11 protein-coding genes are annotated in these 17,070 nt (G+C 42.7%); 5 read left to right on the forward strand and 6 right to left on the reverse strand.

Annotated elements, in window-relative coordinates; genetic code table 11:
* The 3 genes from EC846_RS13370 to EC846_RS13380 all read left to right on the forward strand — a co-directional run.
* On the forward strand, positions 1-6,258 hold a 6,258-nt coding region (locus EC846_RS13370), incomplete at its 5' end, for a BapA/Bap/LapF family large adhesin (protein WP_213071317.1).
* A gap of 115 nt (positions 6,259-6,373) precedes the next feature.
* Positions 6,374-8,038 (forward strand): poly alpha-glucosyltransferase, encoded by a 1,665-nt coding sequence (locus tag EC846_RS13375; protein ID WP_123775454.1) that lies wholly within the window; start codon positions 6,374-6,376, stop codon positions 8,036-8,038.
* A gap of 19 nt (positions 8,039-8,057) precedes the next feature.
* Positions 8,058-9,785: a CapA family protein gene (locus EC846_RS13380; RefSeq protein WP_123775455.1), complete on the forward strand. Its 1,728-nt coding sequence runs from the start codon at positions 8,058-8,060 to the stop codon at positions 9,783-9,785.
* Here EC846_RS13380 and EC846_RS13385 read toward each other — a convergent pair.
* A complete protein-coding gene (locus EC846_RS13385) occupies positions 9,782-10,510 on the reverse strand; it encodes a metalloprotease (protein WP_123775456.1) in 729 nt (242 codons plus the stop codon). The genes EC846_RS13380 and EC846_RS13385 overlap by 4 nt on opposite strands.
* Before the next feature lie 91 nt (positions 10,511-10,601).
* Between EC846_RS13385 and EC846_RS13390 the strand changes: the two genes are divergently transcribed.
* Positions 10,602-10,919 (forward strand): MGMT family protein, encoded by a 318-nt coding sequence (locus EC846_RS13390; RefSeq protein ID WP_004774808.1) that lies wholly within the window; start codon positions 10,602-10,604, stop codon positions 10,917-10,919.
* Positions 10,920-11,018: 99 nt separating this feature from the next.
* Entirely contained in the window at positions 11,019-11,531 is a 513-nt protein-coding gene (locus tag EC846_RS13395; protein ID WP_123775457.1) for a hypothetical protein, read from the forward strand.
* A 63-nt stretch (positions 11,532-11,594) separates the two neighbouring features.
* On the opposite strand, the gene EC846_RS13400 is transcribed toward EC846_RS13395, so the two are convergent.
* The 5 genes from EC846_RS13400 to carB all read right to left on the reverse strand — a co-directional run bounded on the left by EC846_RS13400 (position 11,595) and on the right by carB (position 17,065).
* Positions 11,595-12,032 carry a universal stress protein gene (locus tag EC846_RS13400; RefSeq protein ID WP_123775458.1) on the reverse strand — a complete coding sequence of 146 codons (438 nt, stop codon included), beginning with the start codon at positions 12,030-12,032 and terminating at the stop codon, positions 11,595-11,597.
* A gap of 233 nt (positions 12,033-12,265) precedes the next feature.
* Entirely contained in the window at positions 12,266-12,886 is a 621-nt protein-coding gene (locus tag EC846_RS13405) for a CatB-related O-acetyltransferase (protein WP_123775459.1), read from the reverse strand.
* Between the two features lie 64 nt (positions 12,887-12,950).
* Complete coding sequence (locus EC846_RS13410) at positions 12,951-13,166, reverse strand: hypothetical protein (RefSeq protein WP_123775602.1); 216 nt, start codon at positions 13,164-13,166, stop codon at positions 12,951-12,953.
* A 97-nt stretch (positions 13,167-13,263) separates the two neighbouring features.
* The gene (greA, locus tag EC846_RS13415; protein WP_005231898.1) at positions 13,264-13,740 is read right to left on the reverse strand and encodes a transcription elongation factor GreA; all 477 of its coding nucleotides are present in this window, start codon (positions 13,738-13,740) and stop codon (positions 13,264-13,266) included.
* A gap of 91 nt (positions 13,741-13,831) precedes the next feature.
* Positions 13,832-17,065: a carbamoyl-phosphate synthase large subunit gene (gene carB, locus EC846_RS13420; RefSeq protein WP_123775460.1), complete on the reverse strand. Its 3,234-nt coding sequence runs from the start codon at positions 17,063-17,065 to the stop codon at positions 13,832-13,834.
* Positions 17,066-17,070 lie beyond the last annotated feature (5 nt).

The following is a 17,070-nucleotide window of genomic DNA, read 5'->3' on the forward strand; positions in this document are numbered from 1 at the left end:
ATCGATACAACAGCCACCTTCACTGATGCAGCAGGCAACAGCAGCACAGTGACTGACACACAAACTTATACGGTGGATGTGACTGCACCAGCAGCGCCAGAGATTGATCCGGTCAATGGTACCGATCCAATCACCGGTACAGCAGAACCAGGTTCAACGGTGACGGTAACCTTCCCGGATGGCACAACCGTTGATGTGGTGACTGATCCAACGACAGGCGAATGGACCGTACCAAACCCAGGTGGCTTGGTGGATGGGGATACCATCACGGCAATTGCCACCGATCCTGCAGGGAACCCATCTGTACCAGGTACAGAAACAGTGGATCTCACGCCACCAAATCCAGCAGGTGCAACCTTAACCATTGATGATGTGACTGCAGACAACGTGTTGAATGCCGCAGAATCAACTGGCACAGTGACTGTGACAGGTACCTTAACCGGTATCCCTGCAGATGCAGCAACCACGGTGGTGACCTTGGTCATCAATGGTGTGACCTACACTGCAACTATTGATGCAGCAGCGGGTACATGGACTGCAGATGTAGCGGGCAGTGATTTGCTGGCTGACAATGACAAGACTATCGCAGCTACAGCAACCTTCACGGATGCGGTAGGTAACAGCAGTAACATCACCGATACTCAAGTCTATACAGTGGATATTACGCCACCAGATAGTTCTACAACGACGGTCACAATTGATCCGATTACAGGAGACAATATTGTTGATTCAACTGAAGCTGGAGTGAACCAAACCATTAGTGGTACGGTCACTGGAGAGTTTACAGTTGGTGATGCAGTCATCGTCAATGTAAATGGTGTGGATATCAGCACTACAGTTCAAGCGGGCGGTCTATGGAGTATCTCTGTAGCTGGTGCGGAGCTGGTTGCCGATGCTGATAAAGTGATTAATGTTACTGTTAAGGCTACGGATGCAGCAGGTAACGTGGGGGATGTGGCAAGCGATGTTACTTATACTGTGAATACAGGTACCTTAATCGCTTACGACAACATTGGACACGCTGTCCTTAGCCCACAACCATCATTGGTTCAAGATGATGTGAGCTTAGGTAGTACTTCATATCTATTGTTAACTTCATTGGCAGGTATTGATCTTCAACTTGGTGGTAACTCACTTGGCTTTGAGGTAGATCCAGGCCATGAAGGTACTGTGACCTTCCAATACAGTGGCTTAATTGATGCTGCATTGTTGTCCGACTATAAATTAGTTGTACAAAAATTTAATACGACAACGAATCAATGGGAATCTATCCACGGCGATAGCGATGCTTCATTGCTTAGTCTGCACTTACTCGGTCTTGGCATCGGAAATGTTCCAGGTGTCGTACTCGAAGGTCTGGAAGCAGGACAATACCGTGGCTTCTTGACTTACGATGGCTTATTGGGTGTTGGTGTACTGGGTACCTTGTCTGCGACGATGGATGATTATGATCTATCGATCCCTGGCGGATATGAAGTCGGCAATGCAGAAGGTAACGTGATCCTTGATCCAGATCCAACAGGACAAGTCGATCAAATTACATCGACAACCATCGTATCTTCTGTGAATGGTCATGCAATTGATGCCGATGGCGAAAGCTTCGATGGTTTATATGGAACGATTACCTTCCATCAAGATGGTAGTTATACCTATGTTCCGTTCGCGAATGGTTCAGGTGTCGGTCAAACCGATCAATTCACCTATACCTTAACCGATCCGGTCACAGGTGCGACGACAGAAGCAAATCTGAATATTGTGTTCGATTCAATCCGTGCTGCGGACAACTTGGTTGAAGTGGAAATCAATCCACAATATCAATTGGTGGGCACAGAAACAGATTCGGCATTCTATGGCGTGTTATTGAATGTTGGAAATCTGGTCGACTTGCAACTGTTGACTGTGGATACCGTTGATTTCAATGTCGCTGCTGGACAAGAAGGTGTTGCAACATTTAGCTTCAACAGCTTGATTGGTGTATCGGCACTCGGTAACTACAATGTTGTATTGCAAAAATACAATGAAGAGACTGGTCAATGGGAAGCAGTGAATGGTACAGGCGATCGTTCATTATTGAATCTGACCTTGTTAGGAAATACACCAACAGCGCAAATTGCAGGCTTGACCGAAGGCGAATATCGAGCATTCTTGTCCTTCAATGGTCTGGTTGGTGGTGCAGTCGGTGTGACCTTGAATGGTGAGGTAGATCTCTACAATCCTGCGGTCATCACTGGATACGATGTTGTTGCAGCACATGGTAACTTGATCTCTGATCCAAATACCAATGGTGCGATCGATATCGCGACGCCGAACAGCGTGATTAGTGAAATTAATGGCGTTGCTATCACTGGCTCTCCAACTACAGTGGCAGGTGATCACGGTACTTTAGTGATCTATCCAAATGGCGACTATACCTATACACCAAATCCTGACAGTGCTGGTTTAGGACAGGTAGATGAGTTTACTTACACCTTACGAGATCCAGCATCAGGTACCACTTCACAAGCGACCTTCTATGTTCACCTCGATAGTAAAGTTGTCGATATGAACTGGAATCCAGCGGATCCTTCAGAACCTGCAACAGTAACGATTATTGCAGCAGACGATGCCGTGAATGCTGGAATTAGCGCACAACCGCATCTTATTGAAGATGATCGTGCACTGGGCAGCGCAACTTACCTTGCATTGCTATCGTTGGCCGGTATCAACCTACAAGCACCTTTACCATTCGTGAACAGCACAGTGAACTTCAATGTGGCTGCGGGTGAGCAAGGTACAGCAACCTTCAAATATAGCAGTCTGATTAATGAAGGTGCATTGGGCGATTACCAGCTTGTAGTACAGAAATTCAATACCGTAACGAATCGTTGGGAATCGATTACGGGTAGCAGTGAAGCATCTTTACTTAACCTCAGCGTGTTAGGTATCGGCTTGAATGCAACTCCGGGTGTGGTTCTTGAAGGTCTGGAAGAAGGACAATATCGTGCCTTCATGACCTATAACGGTCTATATGGTAAGAGTATTCTCGGTACATTGACAGGCACCATGGATGTCTTTGATCCAACACTAGTGGATTACACAGGTGTTGCGACAGAAGGCAATGTGATTACGGGTCTAGGTGTGGGTACCAATGCCGACTCAGTCACAGGCTACACAGTTGTGGGTTCTGTAACGTTCAATGGTGTAACAACCACGGTTGATCTCACCAATGGCGCAACCATTGTCGGTCAATACGGAACACTGCAAATATTTGCAAATGGCGATTATATCTATACACCGAATAATACCAATGCAAATCTAGGTCTGGTGGATCACTTCACTTATACGTTGTCAGATCCATTGGGCGGCAACTCGTCAAGTGCAAGTCTAGACTTTACGATTGGCAACAGTACACCAGTGATTGCGGTAGATGACCTTGCAGTTGCTGAGATTAATCCAGAATATCTGCAAATTGGTAACGATGTTGCGGTAGGCAGCTACTTATATCTAGCCTTAGTAAGCTTAACTGAGAATTTTGACTTCCAGTTGGGTGGACAAGGCGTCGGCTTTACCTTGACTGACAACACCTTAAATGATGTGACGTTTAATTACAGTGCATTAATCGATGCAAGCCTGCTTGCTGACTATGTACTCGTGGTTCAGAAATTTGATACTGCGACGAATCAATGGGTAGCTGTACATGGTACAGGCGATGCTGATTTACTGAGCCTTGCAGCCTTTGGTGGTAATTCAATCACATTAGATGGTTTAGGTGCAGGTCAGTACAGAGCCTTTATGACCTATGCGGGTAGCGGTGTTGGTGTTAGCTTGCTGGGTACGCTTTCTGTTCAGAAAGATGTATTTGATGCAACCAACATTACGGGTTACAGCGTAGAAGCTGCGGAAGGTAATGTGATCCATGACATTGGTCTCAATGGACATGCAGATACAGCCTCAGGCTTCAGTAGTATCACCAGCGTTGAATTCAATGGTGTTGCACATGCAGTGAATGCGACGGGTGTCACAACGATTGTCGGTGACTACGGTACATTGTCGATTTACGCAAATGGTAATTACAGCTATCAACCAACTGCCAATGCAAGTGGTGTGGGCCAAGTCGATCAATTTACCTATACCTTGACGGATGGTGTGAATTCATCGCAAGCCACCTTGTACTTCCATATTGATAGTGATGCTGTCGATATGACCTGGAATCCAACGGATCCTTCACAACCAGCTGATATCGTGGCTACACCTGTAGATGCGATTGATGATGTGGTTTCTGCGGGTATTGATGTTGTTCCACAAGGCCAGTTGGGTGTTGCAGTCGGTTCAGCAAGTTATCTGTTACTGGTTGGATTGTCTGAGAACCTTAATCTTTCATTACTGGGTACACCGAGTGTGAAATTTAATATTGAGGCTGGACATGGCGCGGATGTGACATTCTCTTACGCACCAACAGTTTCACTGTCTTTATTCAATGATTACAAGGTGGTTCTGCAAGAAAAAGCAGCAGATGGTACTTGGCATAACATTGATGGTGGTTCAAGCACTGGATTGCTTAACATCGGTCTGTTAGGTAGTGGTGGTATTGGTGTAACAGTACCTGATCTAGGTCAGGGCGAATACCGTGCCTTCATGGTCTACACAGGTGTGGGCGTCGGTATCTTGGGTACCATGAGTGTAGTGAAAGATGACTTCGACTATACCGTTGCACCGACCAATACTGCGATTGAGGCTGAAGGCAATGTGTTAACAGGTGATTCAATTACCTTGACCACACAGGTTTCAACAGTCACTTCAGAAGTTGCTGGTGCGCCAACTGAAACGATTGGAACCAACACAACCATCGTTGGGGCTTACGGTACCTTGGTGATCTCTGCTAACGGTTCGTACACCTATACACCAAATACCACTGATTTGAGTGCGGTGGGTAAAGTCGATACCTTTACCTATACCATTCGTGATGTTCTGACGGGTGCGACGGACACAGCGCAATTGCATATTCAGGTGGGTTCACCTGATGCAACTGTGGTTTGGGATACAGCCAACCCGGGCAATGATGGTGTTGTTCAATTCACAGCGAATGCAGATACTGCAACCGCAACAACAGATTTCTCGAATGCCAGAGATGCAGCAGTTGATGTAGATAGTCCTAATATTACGGTCAATCTCATCGGTTCGACTTCTGTGACTTCGAATAGCTTTACAGTAGCGGCTGGAACAGTAGCCAATATTGATCTCGCTGCAGTCTATACTGCTCAGCCACTTGCGAGCTTGTTGCCAACGGTCAGCTATGTGATTCAACGTAGTACAGATGGCGGTTTGACATGGACCAATACCATCTATACGGGTTCACAAACTGCATTGGGTAGTCTGGCAACGATTCAGGCGGGCAGTGTAGCCTTCCAGGATAATGTTGATTATCTGGCAGCAGGTCTGTATCGAGTTCAATACACTTTACAAGGCGTATCTCTAGGCGCAACCACCTTAGATACAAGTGTCACCACAACAGCGATTCATTTGGATCAATACAGCTCTGAATGGATCAATGGTAACGTGTTACTTGGAGATGATATTGGTGGGGTTGCAGATACAGGACTTCCAACACATGAGGGCTACAAACTTCAGGTGTGGGATAGTGTTGCTGGATCATATGTAGATGCGGTTGGACAAAGCATTAATACAGGTAACGGTATCTTGATCATGCAAGCCAATGGTGCGTATGAATACCGTCCAAATGATGTCAATGTGACCACACATTTAACATCTGCGGATAGTATTGATTACAAGATCATTTCTGCAACAGGTACTGAGTCGACTTCAACCTTGAATATTGACTTGACTCATTCTGATTACAACCTGCTTTATACCAGTACAGCTGCAAACGATACCTTCACGACTGGTACAGGATCAGATACCTTGATCTTCCAAATCCTGAATGGTAGTGCTGCATCGGCTGGTAATGGTGCAAATACAGGCGGTAATGGTGTTGATCACTGGACAGACTTTGTTGTTGGCAACACCAATACAGGTGCGGCGAATTACAATGATCAGGCGGACAAGATCGATATCCAGCATCTGTTGGATGGGGATCAAAATGCGCTTAATATTAGTGAATACCTACGCGTAACTACAAGTGGCGGTAATACAACGATTGAAATCGATCGTAATGGTGACCCTGGTATTCTTGGTAGCAGTACTTATACACCATTGTTAGTACTTGAAGGTGTAACAACAGATCTGAATACGCTGTTAAATAACAACCAGATCATTTACTAATCCTAAAGCTTTAGCATAAAAAGAGAACCTTCGGGTTCTCTTTTTCATTTTGAGAAGATCATAAAAATTTGTGCTATCTTGTTTAAAACGCTTAAAAATTCTAACAACTGCATCTATGACGATTACGACGATTTCAGCACTTGAACAACTCAAAAACCAACTCAGCGCTTACTTTGAAAAGGTTCAGCAACATTTGGGTTTAAGCGACACGGTTATTTTCTTGTCTTATGGTGAAAGAACACAACGTTGCCATGTCTGGAATACATCTTTGACCGAGTTTCAATATGCGCAACAGGAGCTGTTTGTTTTTCTTGATCAAGAATTGCAGGCACAGCGACAACTGGCAGAATTTTTAAAATTCGATCTGACCTATAATATTCAGTCAGAGCACTGGCAGAAAATCGAGCAAGACTTAAAATGCCAATTTCATAATAATCATTATCGCAAAGGTATCAGTTTTGATCAGGATTTCCAGATCTGTTTTTTGGAGCAGGAACTTTATGGTAAGGCGATCATTCGTGGCTTGAGCTATGACACGCCCAACTTTTTTGATCAAGATAATCTGAATACCAGTATTTCAAAGAAATATCCGCATCAAGCGCATCCAGTCCAGCTCAATCAAATCCAGCAGGTTTGGAGCTTCGATAGCCATGCCGTATTTTATGAAAATGGTCAATTATTACCCTTGCACAGCCAATTCACTGAAAATGGTGTCCGCTATTTAGCTGAGTCCAAAAAACAGCATTTCACGCAGATGATTGAGGGCAACGCCCAGTTTCTTGAACAGCAGATTCAGGCGGATGGACGTTTTATCTATGGTTTTTTTCCCGCCTATGACCGTGAAATCCGTAGCTATAACACGGTGCGGCATTGTACTTCGACCTATGCCTTGATTGAGACACTGGTCCTCCATTCACAACCGCAAAAAATCGCAAAAATCCAAGCAGCCATTGAATATGCCTTAAAACATTTTTATATCGAAAAGCAAAATGATCTGGCCTATATGCGAGATGGCACAGATCTAAGCCAGCTCAATGAAATCAAACTGGGTGCCAATGCAGCTGCGATTTTAATGCTGAGTAAATATCAGGAAATCACAGGGGATGATCAGTATCTGAGATATGCCCAAGCCTTGGCCAATGGCATTTTGTCGATGGTGAATGCAGCAGGGGAAACCGTGCACGTTCTTCATTATCCTGACTATAGTGTGAAAGAGCAGTTCCGCATTATTTATTATGATGGTGAAGCAGCTTTGGCCTTGTTACGTTTGTATCAGCTACAGGCCGATGAAAAGCTGTTGAACACAGTCAAGCGTATGTTCGAGCGTTTTATCGAACAAAAATATGATCGTTATCATGATCATTGGCTGAGTTACTGTACCAATGAGCTCACCAAAATTTGTCCAGAAGAAAAATATTTTCAATTTGGTATCAATAATTACCTCAGGCATCTGGTGTTTATCCGCAATCGTAAAACGGCCTATGCCACTTTGCTGGAAATGATGATGGCGGCTTATCAAATGCTATGTCGGATTCGGGATCTGGGCTTGAATGAGCTATTTGCAAAAGCACAGTTTGAGGATCTAAAAAAACTGATCGAATTTCGTAGCGATTTTCAGCGCACAGGGTTTTTCTATCCTGAAGTGGCCATGTATATGGCATGTCCTGAGAAGTGCCTCAATGCCTTTTATGTCCGGCATGACCGCTTCCGTGTCCGTATTGATGATCAGGAACATAATCTATCTGGTTATGTGGCCTATGTTCAGCATTTCGAAAACTGAATTATTGAGGATGAAATAAATGAGCCTTCCTCAAGAGATCAAGATCATCAGCCAAATCGGCAATGAAAATTTTCAGCATCCGCTCTGGCAAACTGAGATCGCAGGGGACTGTGGTGACTGGATTTTAGTTTATCTGACTTTGCAACGTATCCTCGCAGGTCATTTGCAATTTGAGGATCGAATTGTAATAGAGCAACAGTTTGAACAGAGCGATCAACAAGCGCAGTTTTTGAAACAGGACACTTCTGTTTTAGCGCTATTGCAATATTGGAGTTTTACTCAGACACTTGAGTATAAGCAGGCACTTGGCTGTACTTTGTTTGGAGATTGGCAGCAGGCTCAAATTCAGATCGAGCAGACCACTCAGCAATTTGGATTACGGCTTCCTCATTCAGACTTCTATGCGCAAAATACCCTGCAAAATTTAGCAAGTCTGGCACAAGCCATTTTTGAAATGCCTTTGCCCTTATTGCACAAGGTATTTGTCAAAACATTCAACCTTGCAGGACGGGAGATCGCGCCATTCAGTGCGGTATTAACCTGTCACCAGCTTGATGCAGTTCTCATTTTCTCTCATCAGCAGCACCCTTATTATTTCTCTTATCGCCATGAAAATCAGAGTCTAGGTATTTTTCATCTCTTGGATGATTTGCATCGGATTGATCATTTGGTGTCCTATTATCACTATTTTGAACCAGGGATATTGCCTGCCAAACAGATTCAGGCAAAAAGTGAATGGATCAATATTATTGGCGATACCTATTTCGGTGAGTTCTATACAAATAAAAGAAAAAATAAGGGGCTAGAGGATGCGCTACAACGTTATGGCTATGCGTATTCTTTTGAGAAGATCAAACATTTTTTCCACCAAGATGACATCAATATTGCCAATTTTGAAGCCGTGTTCAACCTTGATGAAAACTCACCATTAATAGATAAAAAAGCCTTTATTTTGGGTGCACAACCTAAGCAGACGCTGGACGAATTTAAGCGGATATATTTGAATACCTTGTGCCTCGCCAATAATCATTTAAAGGACTATGGTGAACCAAGTCTCACACATACTTTGGAATTGCTAGATCAAGCCGAGATCAATTTTATCGGGGCAGGCAATGATCAGCAGCAAGCCCACCAATGCCTGCAAATCCATAATGAACAGCAAAGTGTTGCGATTTTTAATGGCTATTGGCATCGGCACACGGCCTATCAGCAATATGATTTTTATGCCTTGGGTCAGAGTGCAGGTGTTGCGAGTATCAATGCCATTCTATTTGAACAAATCATGCAGTATCGACTGCAATATCCACAGCATAAGATTATTGTGATTTGTCATTGGGGCATCGATTTTAAAAGCACGCATTCTGAGCAGGAAAAGCTTGCGCAGGTGTTAACCCAAATCGGTGCTGATCTTGTGATTGGTCATGGGGCGCATACCATCCAGCCTATTCAACGGATGAACCATAAACCCGTGATCTTCGGGATTGGTAATGGTGTGTTTAATAGCAATGGCGAGTTTGAAAAATATCAGGCGTTGCCATATGGGCTGGTGGTTCGAATTAATTTAAAGGCACAAAGCGTACAGCTATATCCAATCTTGACTGATAATTTACAGAGCTTTTGGCAACCTTATCCTGTGAATGAAACACAGTTTGAACAGGCACAGCATTTTTTAACTGGTCAACTTAACGCAGCAGATTACACTTTGGGACAAGATCAATTAGGGGCTTATATACAACTGAAATTTTAAGGATAACGGTTGTAATTATTGAGCATGATGCTGAGCTGTTCTTTGGTGAAGCCGAGATTACGTAAGCCACCACTACCAAGTTTACAGTCGTAACTGGTCATAATATTGGTTGGTGTGGCTTTGGTCGCTTTAGGAGCACAGACATGGCTTAAGCCAAAAGCATGTCCCATCTCGTGCACACTGGCGGCTTGAATCTGATAATTCAGACGCTCCCAGTCGATCAGGATAAAAGGCTGACCACGATTTCTAAAACCCCAACTGGTCACGTCGGCATATTTGAGTTTATCGCCGTATGAATCATAAATAATGAAGAGGACTTCTTTGCTTTTGCGACGGGGAAAACAGCTTTTAACGGCGCTAGGAATATGATCAGCAATTAACGCTCTAGGCTGGTTGAGTTGATTGGCCAGATCACATTTTCGTTTACTAAAGTCCTGATAAGAATAATATCGGTGTATTTTGAACTTAAAGATTTTTTGATTATCTTCATCGACAAAATACTGGTTTAAGATCCCCAGTTCTTTATACATTTGCAGTTTCGTATCAAAGGCTTGGGCTTCTGGGCGATTGGTGGTAAAAATAAAACTGACATTGACCACGGGTAGATCATCAGAAGAACCATAATGATATTTATAAGGTGTGATTTTTACAGGTGATTTTTGAGTTGTACAGGACGCACTAAAGATCAGACATAATACTGTCAGCGCTGTGAGTTTTAACCGCATTTTTGTTCTCTCAAGTCGTAGAGTTTTAATTATTGTGTTTAGCGTTTTCGCATGATTTTTATCATTTTAGCAGATTTTTATAGGTTGTATTGTGCAAGATACCAATGAACTACATCGACAAATCTTGGAAGTGATTGCCTTGATTCCGTATGGCAAAGTGGCAAGTTATGGTCAAATTGCCAAGCTGGCGGGCTTGCCTAAACATGCGCGTTTAGTCGGTTATGTACTTAAGCATTTAGACAAGCAAAGTGAAATTCCTTGGTATCGTGTCATTAATTCTCAAGGGAAAATCAGTGTGACCCGAATCAATGAGCGCGGTGAAAATGTTCAACAGATGTTATTAGAACAAGAGGGGATCTATTTATTGAATGGCAAGGTGAGTTTAAAAACCTTTGGCTGGCAGCCTTAAAATAATCACCACTTAGACCCAAATTAATATCTTGAAATTATTTTACAGTTTATTTACACTCCGATTACATAAAATTACATTAGTGTTTTCGGTATTTAAATGAAAAAAATTTCTCTACTTTGTGGGGCTGTAGTTCTCAGTTTATCTGGTTGTGCCAGCATCATTTCGGGTAAAACTCAAACCATGACATTTCAGAGCACACCTGAATTAAGTGACATCACGATTTTAAATCGTGATGGGAAAAAAATTCATGTTGGTAAAGCACCTGTTACGGTCAGCCTAAATCGTGGTGCTGGTTTCTTTGTTCCTGAAAGATATACGGTTATTTTTGAAAAAGAAGGCTATGAAAAGAAAGAAATCAAAGTTACTTCGAGCATGAATGGCTGGTATATCGGGAATATTTTATTTGGTGGGATAATTGGCTTGCTAATTATCGATCCTGCAACAGGTGCGATGTATAGTCTCAGTACTAAAGATACAAATGTTGTTTTAAATGATCTGAATAAAGAGAAACTTCAGGCCAATGGCCAGTCATTAACAATTGTATCGACAAATGAAATTTCGAATGACATTTTAGAAAAAGCCAAACCCATTGAGCTAAAAACTCAATAAGGAAAAATGAAAAAACATGGTAAGTATTTACCATGTTTTTTTCAATTCAGCAGAGTTTATTTTCTAGCGAATAATTAATACTGGAATATGGCTTTCAGCCAAAACTTTCTGCGCCACGCTACCCAATACAAACTGTTTGAAACCAGTACGACCATGTGAACCCATAATAATCAGGTCAGCACCCAGATTTTGCGCTGCGCCAATAATTTCCTGATGTACAGCAAAGCCTTCTAGTATTTGTGTTGCTACGGTCAGTCCATGTTCTTCAAATTTTTGCTCGGCTTTGGTTAAATTATCTTGAACATAGCCACGAACACGTTCAATCAAATCATTGCTTTGGCCCATACGAATATAAGCATCGGCAAGATAGGGATCGAGTGTCATTACCTCAACTACGGTCAGTTCACTGTCTAAGGCTTTCGCCAGTTGAGCTGCTTCACGAATGACATTTGCAGCAATTTCGGAGTCATCGATTGCAACCAAGATTTTTTGATAAGCCATGTTGTTACTCCTTATATTTATGATTTTGCATTGAATTGATTCAATAAAATTTGCTTAATATATGAGCTATGGTTCTATTCTAAACCTGTTGCGATGAGAATAAAACCTAGCATTTTTATAGGGATAGTTATTATTTATAGGAATATGGTTAAGCGCCGATTTTATTAAAATTACATGAAATTTATATAAAAAGAGCATGAGGTATAAGCATGATTTATTTATAAAAAGTCAGATTAATCTTTTTCAAAGTATTCGAGAAGTGCTTTCACATCATCCGTCTGCAACTGTTCCCTCATCTTTAAAATATGCTTTTCATCTAGATCATAAAGCTGGAGGGAAAGCAGTTTTTCAATGTCTTGTTCAGAAAAGCGGTATTTAATGACTTTGGCTGGGACACCGCCAACAATTGCATAGGGTGGAACATCCTGAGTAACCACAGCGCCTGTTGCTACCACAGCACCTTCGCCCAATTTCACCCCTTGCATGATCATGGCACGACTACCAATCCAGCAACCATCTGCAATGACTGTGTCGCCAGCAGGCAGAAAGCTGCGTGTATCAAAGGGGAAGGTTGAGATCCAGTCAGGGCGATGCAGTTGATTACCACCCATCATAATCACGCACTCGGCCCCAAAGCAGACAAAATTACCAATATAAAGTTGATCAATCGGTTTCTCTGGTGTGGAAGCCTTATCATGTAGATAACGCACCACACAACGTTCAAAACCCTGATCCCAATAAGCAGAATAATAAGAATAATTGCCCTTGATATGGATGTTGGGGTTTTTCACCGTCTTAGAAATAAACTCGAACTCACACCAGTGTTTAACAGGAGAGTTGATTAATTGATCCATATCTTAACAATAACAATTAGAAGAAAGCCCTGCCATTATAACGACTAAAGTGAATGTGGTTTTTTTAATGAGAGAAAAATTTCCACATCCACGTAAACAGACGTTGAATCTGATTGGGAAATAGAAAACCAATAAATGCACAGAGGAAGGTAGTTTTTAGAATGATCGCAACGGGATGGGTATTGCTATCAAGATAATGAGCCCATGCCACCGTGATTAAAAGACCTAAAAAAATCCCGGCAATCGCATAAACAAAGGCACTTATCAGTCGATCCTGCACTTGTGATCTCATTTTTTATTTTCATTCAAAATAGCATGCCTGAAACAAAAGAACTCTTCAATAAATGAAGAGTTCTTTGGAGACTTAATCGAGAGCGTTAAATATATTCAACACTTACGATTTCGTATTCAACTTCACCTTGTGGTGTTTGAATTTTTACTTCGTCGCCTTCATTTTTACCTAAAAGACCACGTGCAATCGGAGAATTTACTGAGATTTTATTGATTTTAAAATCTGCTTCGTCATCGCCTACAATTTTATAAGTCTTACGTTCTTCGGTATCCAGGTTTTCAATGGTAACAGTCACACCAAATACAACACGACCATTTTGCTCAAGTGTTCTAACATCGATTTCTTGAACTGCACCGAGTTTACCTTCGATATCCTGAATACGGCCTTCACAGAAACCTTGCTGTTCACGAGCAGCATGATATTCAGCATTTTCCTTTAAATCACCGTGCTCACGTGCTTCAGCAATCGCCTGGATAATACGTGGGCGATCAACTGTTTTGAGCTGTTGTAATTCTTTCTCTAAGGCAACCTTGCCTTCGGGAGTCATAGGATAACGTTGCATTTCAGTCCCTCTAAATTGGTTGGGAAAATACAGGATTAAAAAAAGAAAAAGCCCGCCACCGATAAGGTGACGGGACTTTATCGGTAGAGAATTAACCTACAGTTTGTAAATCTTGCAAGCGGTATACATCCATTGGCAATTTCACAGCAAATGCTTGGCAAACTGCTTCTGCGCCGTTGATCGTGGTGGTGTAATACACTTTGCCTTGGAGGGCAGCACGACGGATCATGGCAGAATCATACTGAGCTTGTTTGCCTTCAGTTGTGTTGACAATAAGATGAATTTCACCATTTTTCAAGCGGTCAACAATATGTGGGCGACCTTCGGTCACTTTATTGACTGCTTCACATTCGATACCCGCTTCTTTCAATACACGGTGTGTACCATTGGTCGCAACAAGTTTGAAACCATAGTCAATCAACTGTTGAGCGATGTTGGCAATGTATTTTTTATCTGATTCACGAACAGATAAGAATGCATGCTTCACTTCGCCTTCAGTTGGCAGGCCAGGTAAACGTTCGTTTGAACCAAGTACTGCTTTGTAGAATGCTTCACCAAATGTTTTGCCTACACCCATAACTTCGCCTGTTGATTTCATCTCAGGACCAAGCATTGGATCTACGCCAGGGAATTTAGCAAATGGGAACACCGCTTCTTTCACTGCGAAATGGGTTGGGATGATTTCTTTAGTGAAACCTTGAGATTTAAGTGATTGGCCCGCCATACAACGTGCAGCCACTTTCGCTAGAGAATCACCAATACATTTCGATACGAATGGAACCGTACGTGATGCACGTGGGTTCACTTCAAGTACGTAAACATCATCGCCTTTTACTGCGAATTGAACGTTCATCAAACCAATTACGCCAAGCTCTTTTGCCATTGCAACAGTTTGACGACGCATCTCATCCTGAACTTCTTGAGAAAGAGAGTACGGAGGAATCGAACATGCAGAGTCACCAGAGTGAATACCAGCTTGTTCAATATGCTGCATGATACCGCCGATCACAACATCTTTACCGTCAGATACACAGTCAACATCGACTTCAGTTGCATCATCAAGGAAATGGTCAAGCAGGACAGGCGCTTCATTTGATGCTTGTACTGCTTCACGAAGGTAGCGTTTAAGCTCTTCTTCGTTATACACGATTTCCATCGCACGACCACCTAATACATAAGATGGGCGAACAACTAACGGATAACCTACTTTAGCCGCTTCCGAAATACCTTCTTCAGCAGATTTTACGATGCTGTTGTTCGGTTGACGAAGCTGTAAACGTTGGATCATTTGCTGGAAACGTTCACGGTCTTCTGCACGGTCAATCGCGTCTGGAGATGTACCGATAATTGGTGTACCTGCTTCTTCTAAAGCACGTGCCAATTTTAATGGTGTTTGACCACCATACTGTACGATCACGCCTTTAGGCTTCTCGGTACGTACGATTTCAAGTACATCTTCAAGTGTTACAGGCTCGAAGTATAAACGGTCAGATGTGTCATAGTCGGTTGAAACAGTTTCAGGGTTACAGTTCACCATGATTGTTTCGTAACCGTCTTCACGCATTGCAAGCGCAGCGTGTACACAGCAGTAGTCAAACTCGATCCCTTGACCGATACGGTTAGGACCACCACCAATCACCATGATCTTGTCACGGTTTGATGGATTTGCTTCACATTCTTCATCGTAAGTTGAATACATGTAAGCAGTGCCAGATTCAAACTCTGCTGCACAAGTATCAACACGTTTGTAAACTGGATATACACCCAAGTTCCAACGATGTTTACGGAATTGTTTTTGTGAAATACCCATCAAGTCTGCAATACGAAGGTCAGATAAACCTTTGCGTTTGAACGAGCGGATATTGTCAGCATTTAAATCACCAAAGCCTAAAGTTTTCACTTGAGCTTCAGTTTTAATGATGTCTTCGATCTGGATCAGGAACCAGCGGTCAATCTTGGTTGCTTCAAATACGTCATCTAAAGAGAAACCGTGACGGAATGCGTCCGCAACATACCAGATACGCTCTGGGCCAGGTACTTTAAGCTCTTTTAGGATGATGTCTTTGGCATTGGCAGTACCAGCTTCGATTTTTTCATCAAAACCACTCACGCCAACTTCAAGACCACGAAGTGCTTTTTGTACAGATTCCTGGAAGTTACGACCAATCGCCATCACTTCGCCCACAGACTTCATCTGAGTCGTTAATACAGGCTCAGCTTGTGGGAATTTCTCGAAGTTGAAACGTGGAATCTTGGTAACAACATAGTCAATCGATGGTTCGAAAGATGCTGGAGTTACGCCACCAGTGATGTCATTTTTCAATTCATCAAGGGTGTAGCCCACTGCAAGTTTCGCCGCGATTTTTGCAATCGGGAAACCTGTTGCTTTAGATGCAAGCGCAGATGAACGTGATACACGTGGGTTCATCTCGATCACAACCATACGACCGTCTTTCGGGTTAATACCGAATTGAACGTTTGAACCACCTGTTTCAACACCGATTTCACGAAGAACTGCAACCGATGCATTACGCATTAATTGATATTCTTTGTCTGTCAATGTTTGCGCAGGCGCAACGGTGATTGAGTCACCAGTGTGAACGCCCATTGGATCAAAGTTTTCGATCGCACATACGATGATACAGTTGTCGTTTTTGTCACGAACAACTTCCATTTCGTATTCTTTCCAGCCAATTAATGATTCATCGATCAATAACTGGTGGGTAGGAGAGAGGTCGAAACCACGTTCACAGATTTCAAGGAATTCTTCGCGGTTATAAGCGATACCACCACCAGAACCACCCATCGTGAATGATGGACGAATGATGACAGGGAAACCGAAACCAGCTTGAATTGCCAAAGCCTCTTCCATTGTTTCAGCAATGGCAGCTTTTGGACATTCCAGACCAATTTTACGCATCGCGATATCAAACAGTTTACGATCTTCTGCTTTTTCAATCGCGTCTTTTGATGCGCCAATCAATTCAACATTATATTTTTCAAGAACGCCGTGCTCATCTAATGCAAGGGCACAGTTCAATGCCGTTTGACCACCCATTGTTGGAAGGACTGCATCTGGACGTTCTTTTTCAATGATTTGTGCAACAGTTTGCCAAGTGATTGGCTCAATATACGTTGCATCTGCCATTGAAGGGTCAGTCATAATGGTCGCTGGGTTAGAGTTGACCAGAATAACGCGATAACCTTCTTCACGCAGCGCTTTACATGCTTGCGCACCTGAATAGTCAAACTCACACGCCTGACCAATGACAATAGGACCAGCACCAATAATTAAGATGCTTTTAATATCCGTACGTTTAGGCATTATTC

The organism is Acinetobacter sp. BIGb0102, from assembly GCF_003815055.1.
Taxonomy (GTDB): Bacteria; Pseudomonadota; Gammaproteobacteria; order Pseudomonadales; family Moraxellaceae; genus Acinetobacter; species Acinetobacter vivianii.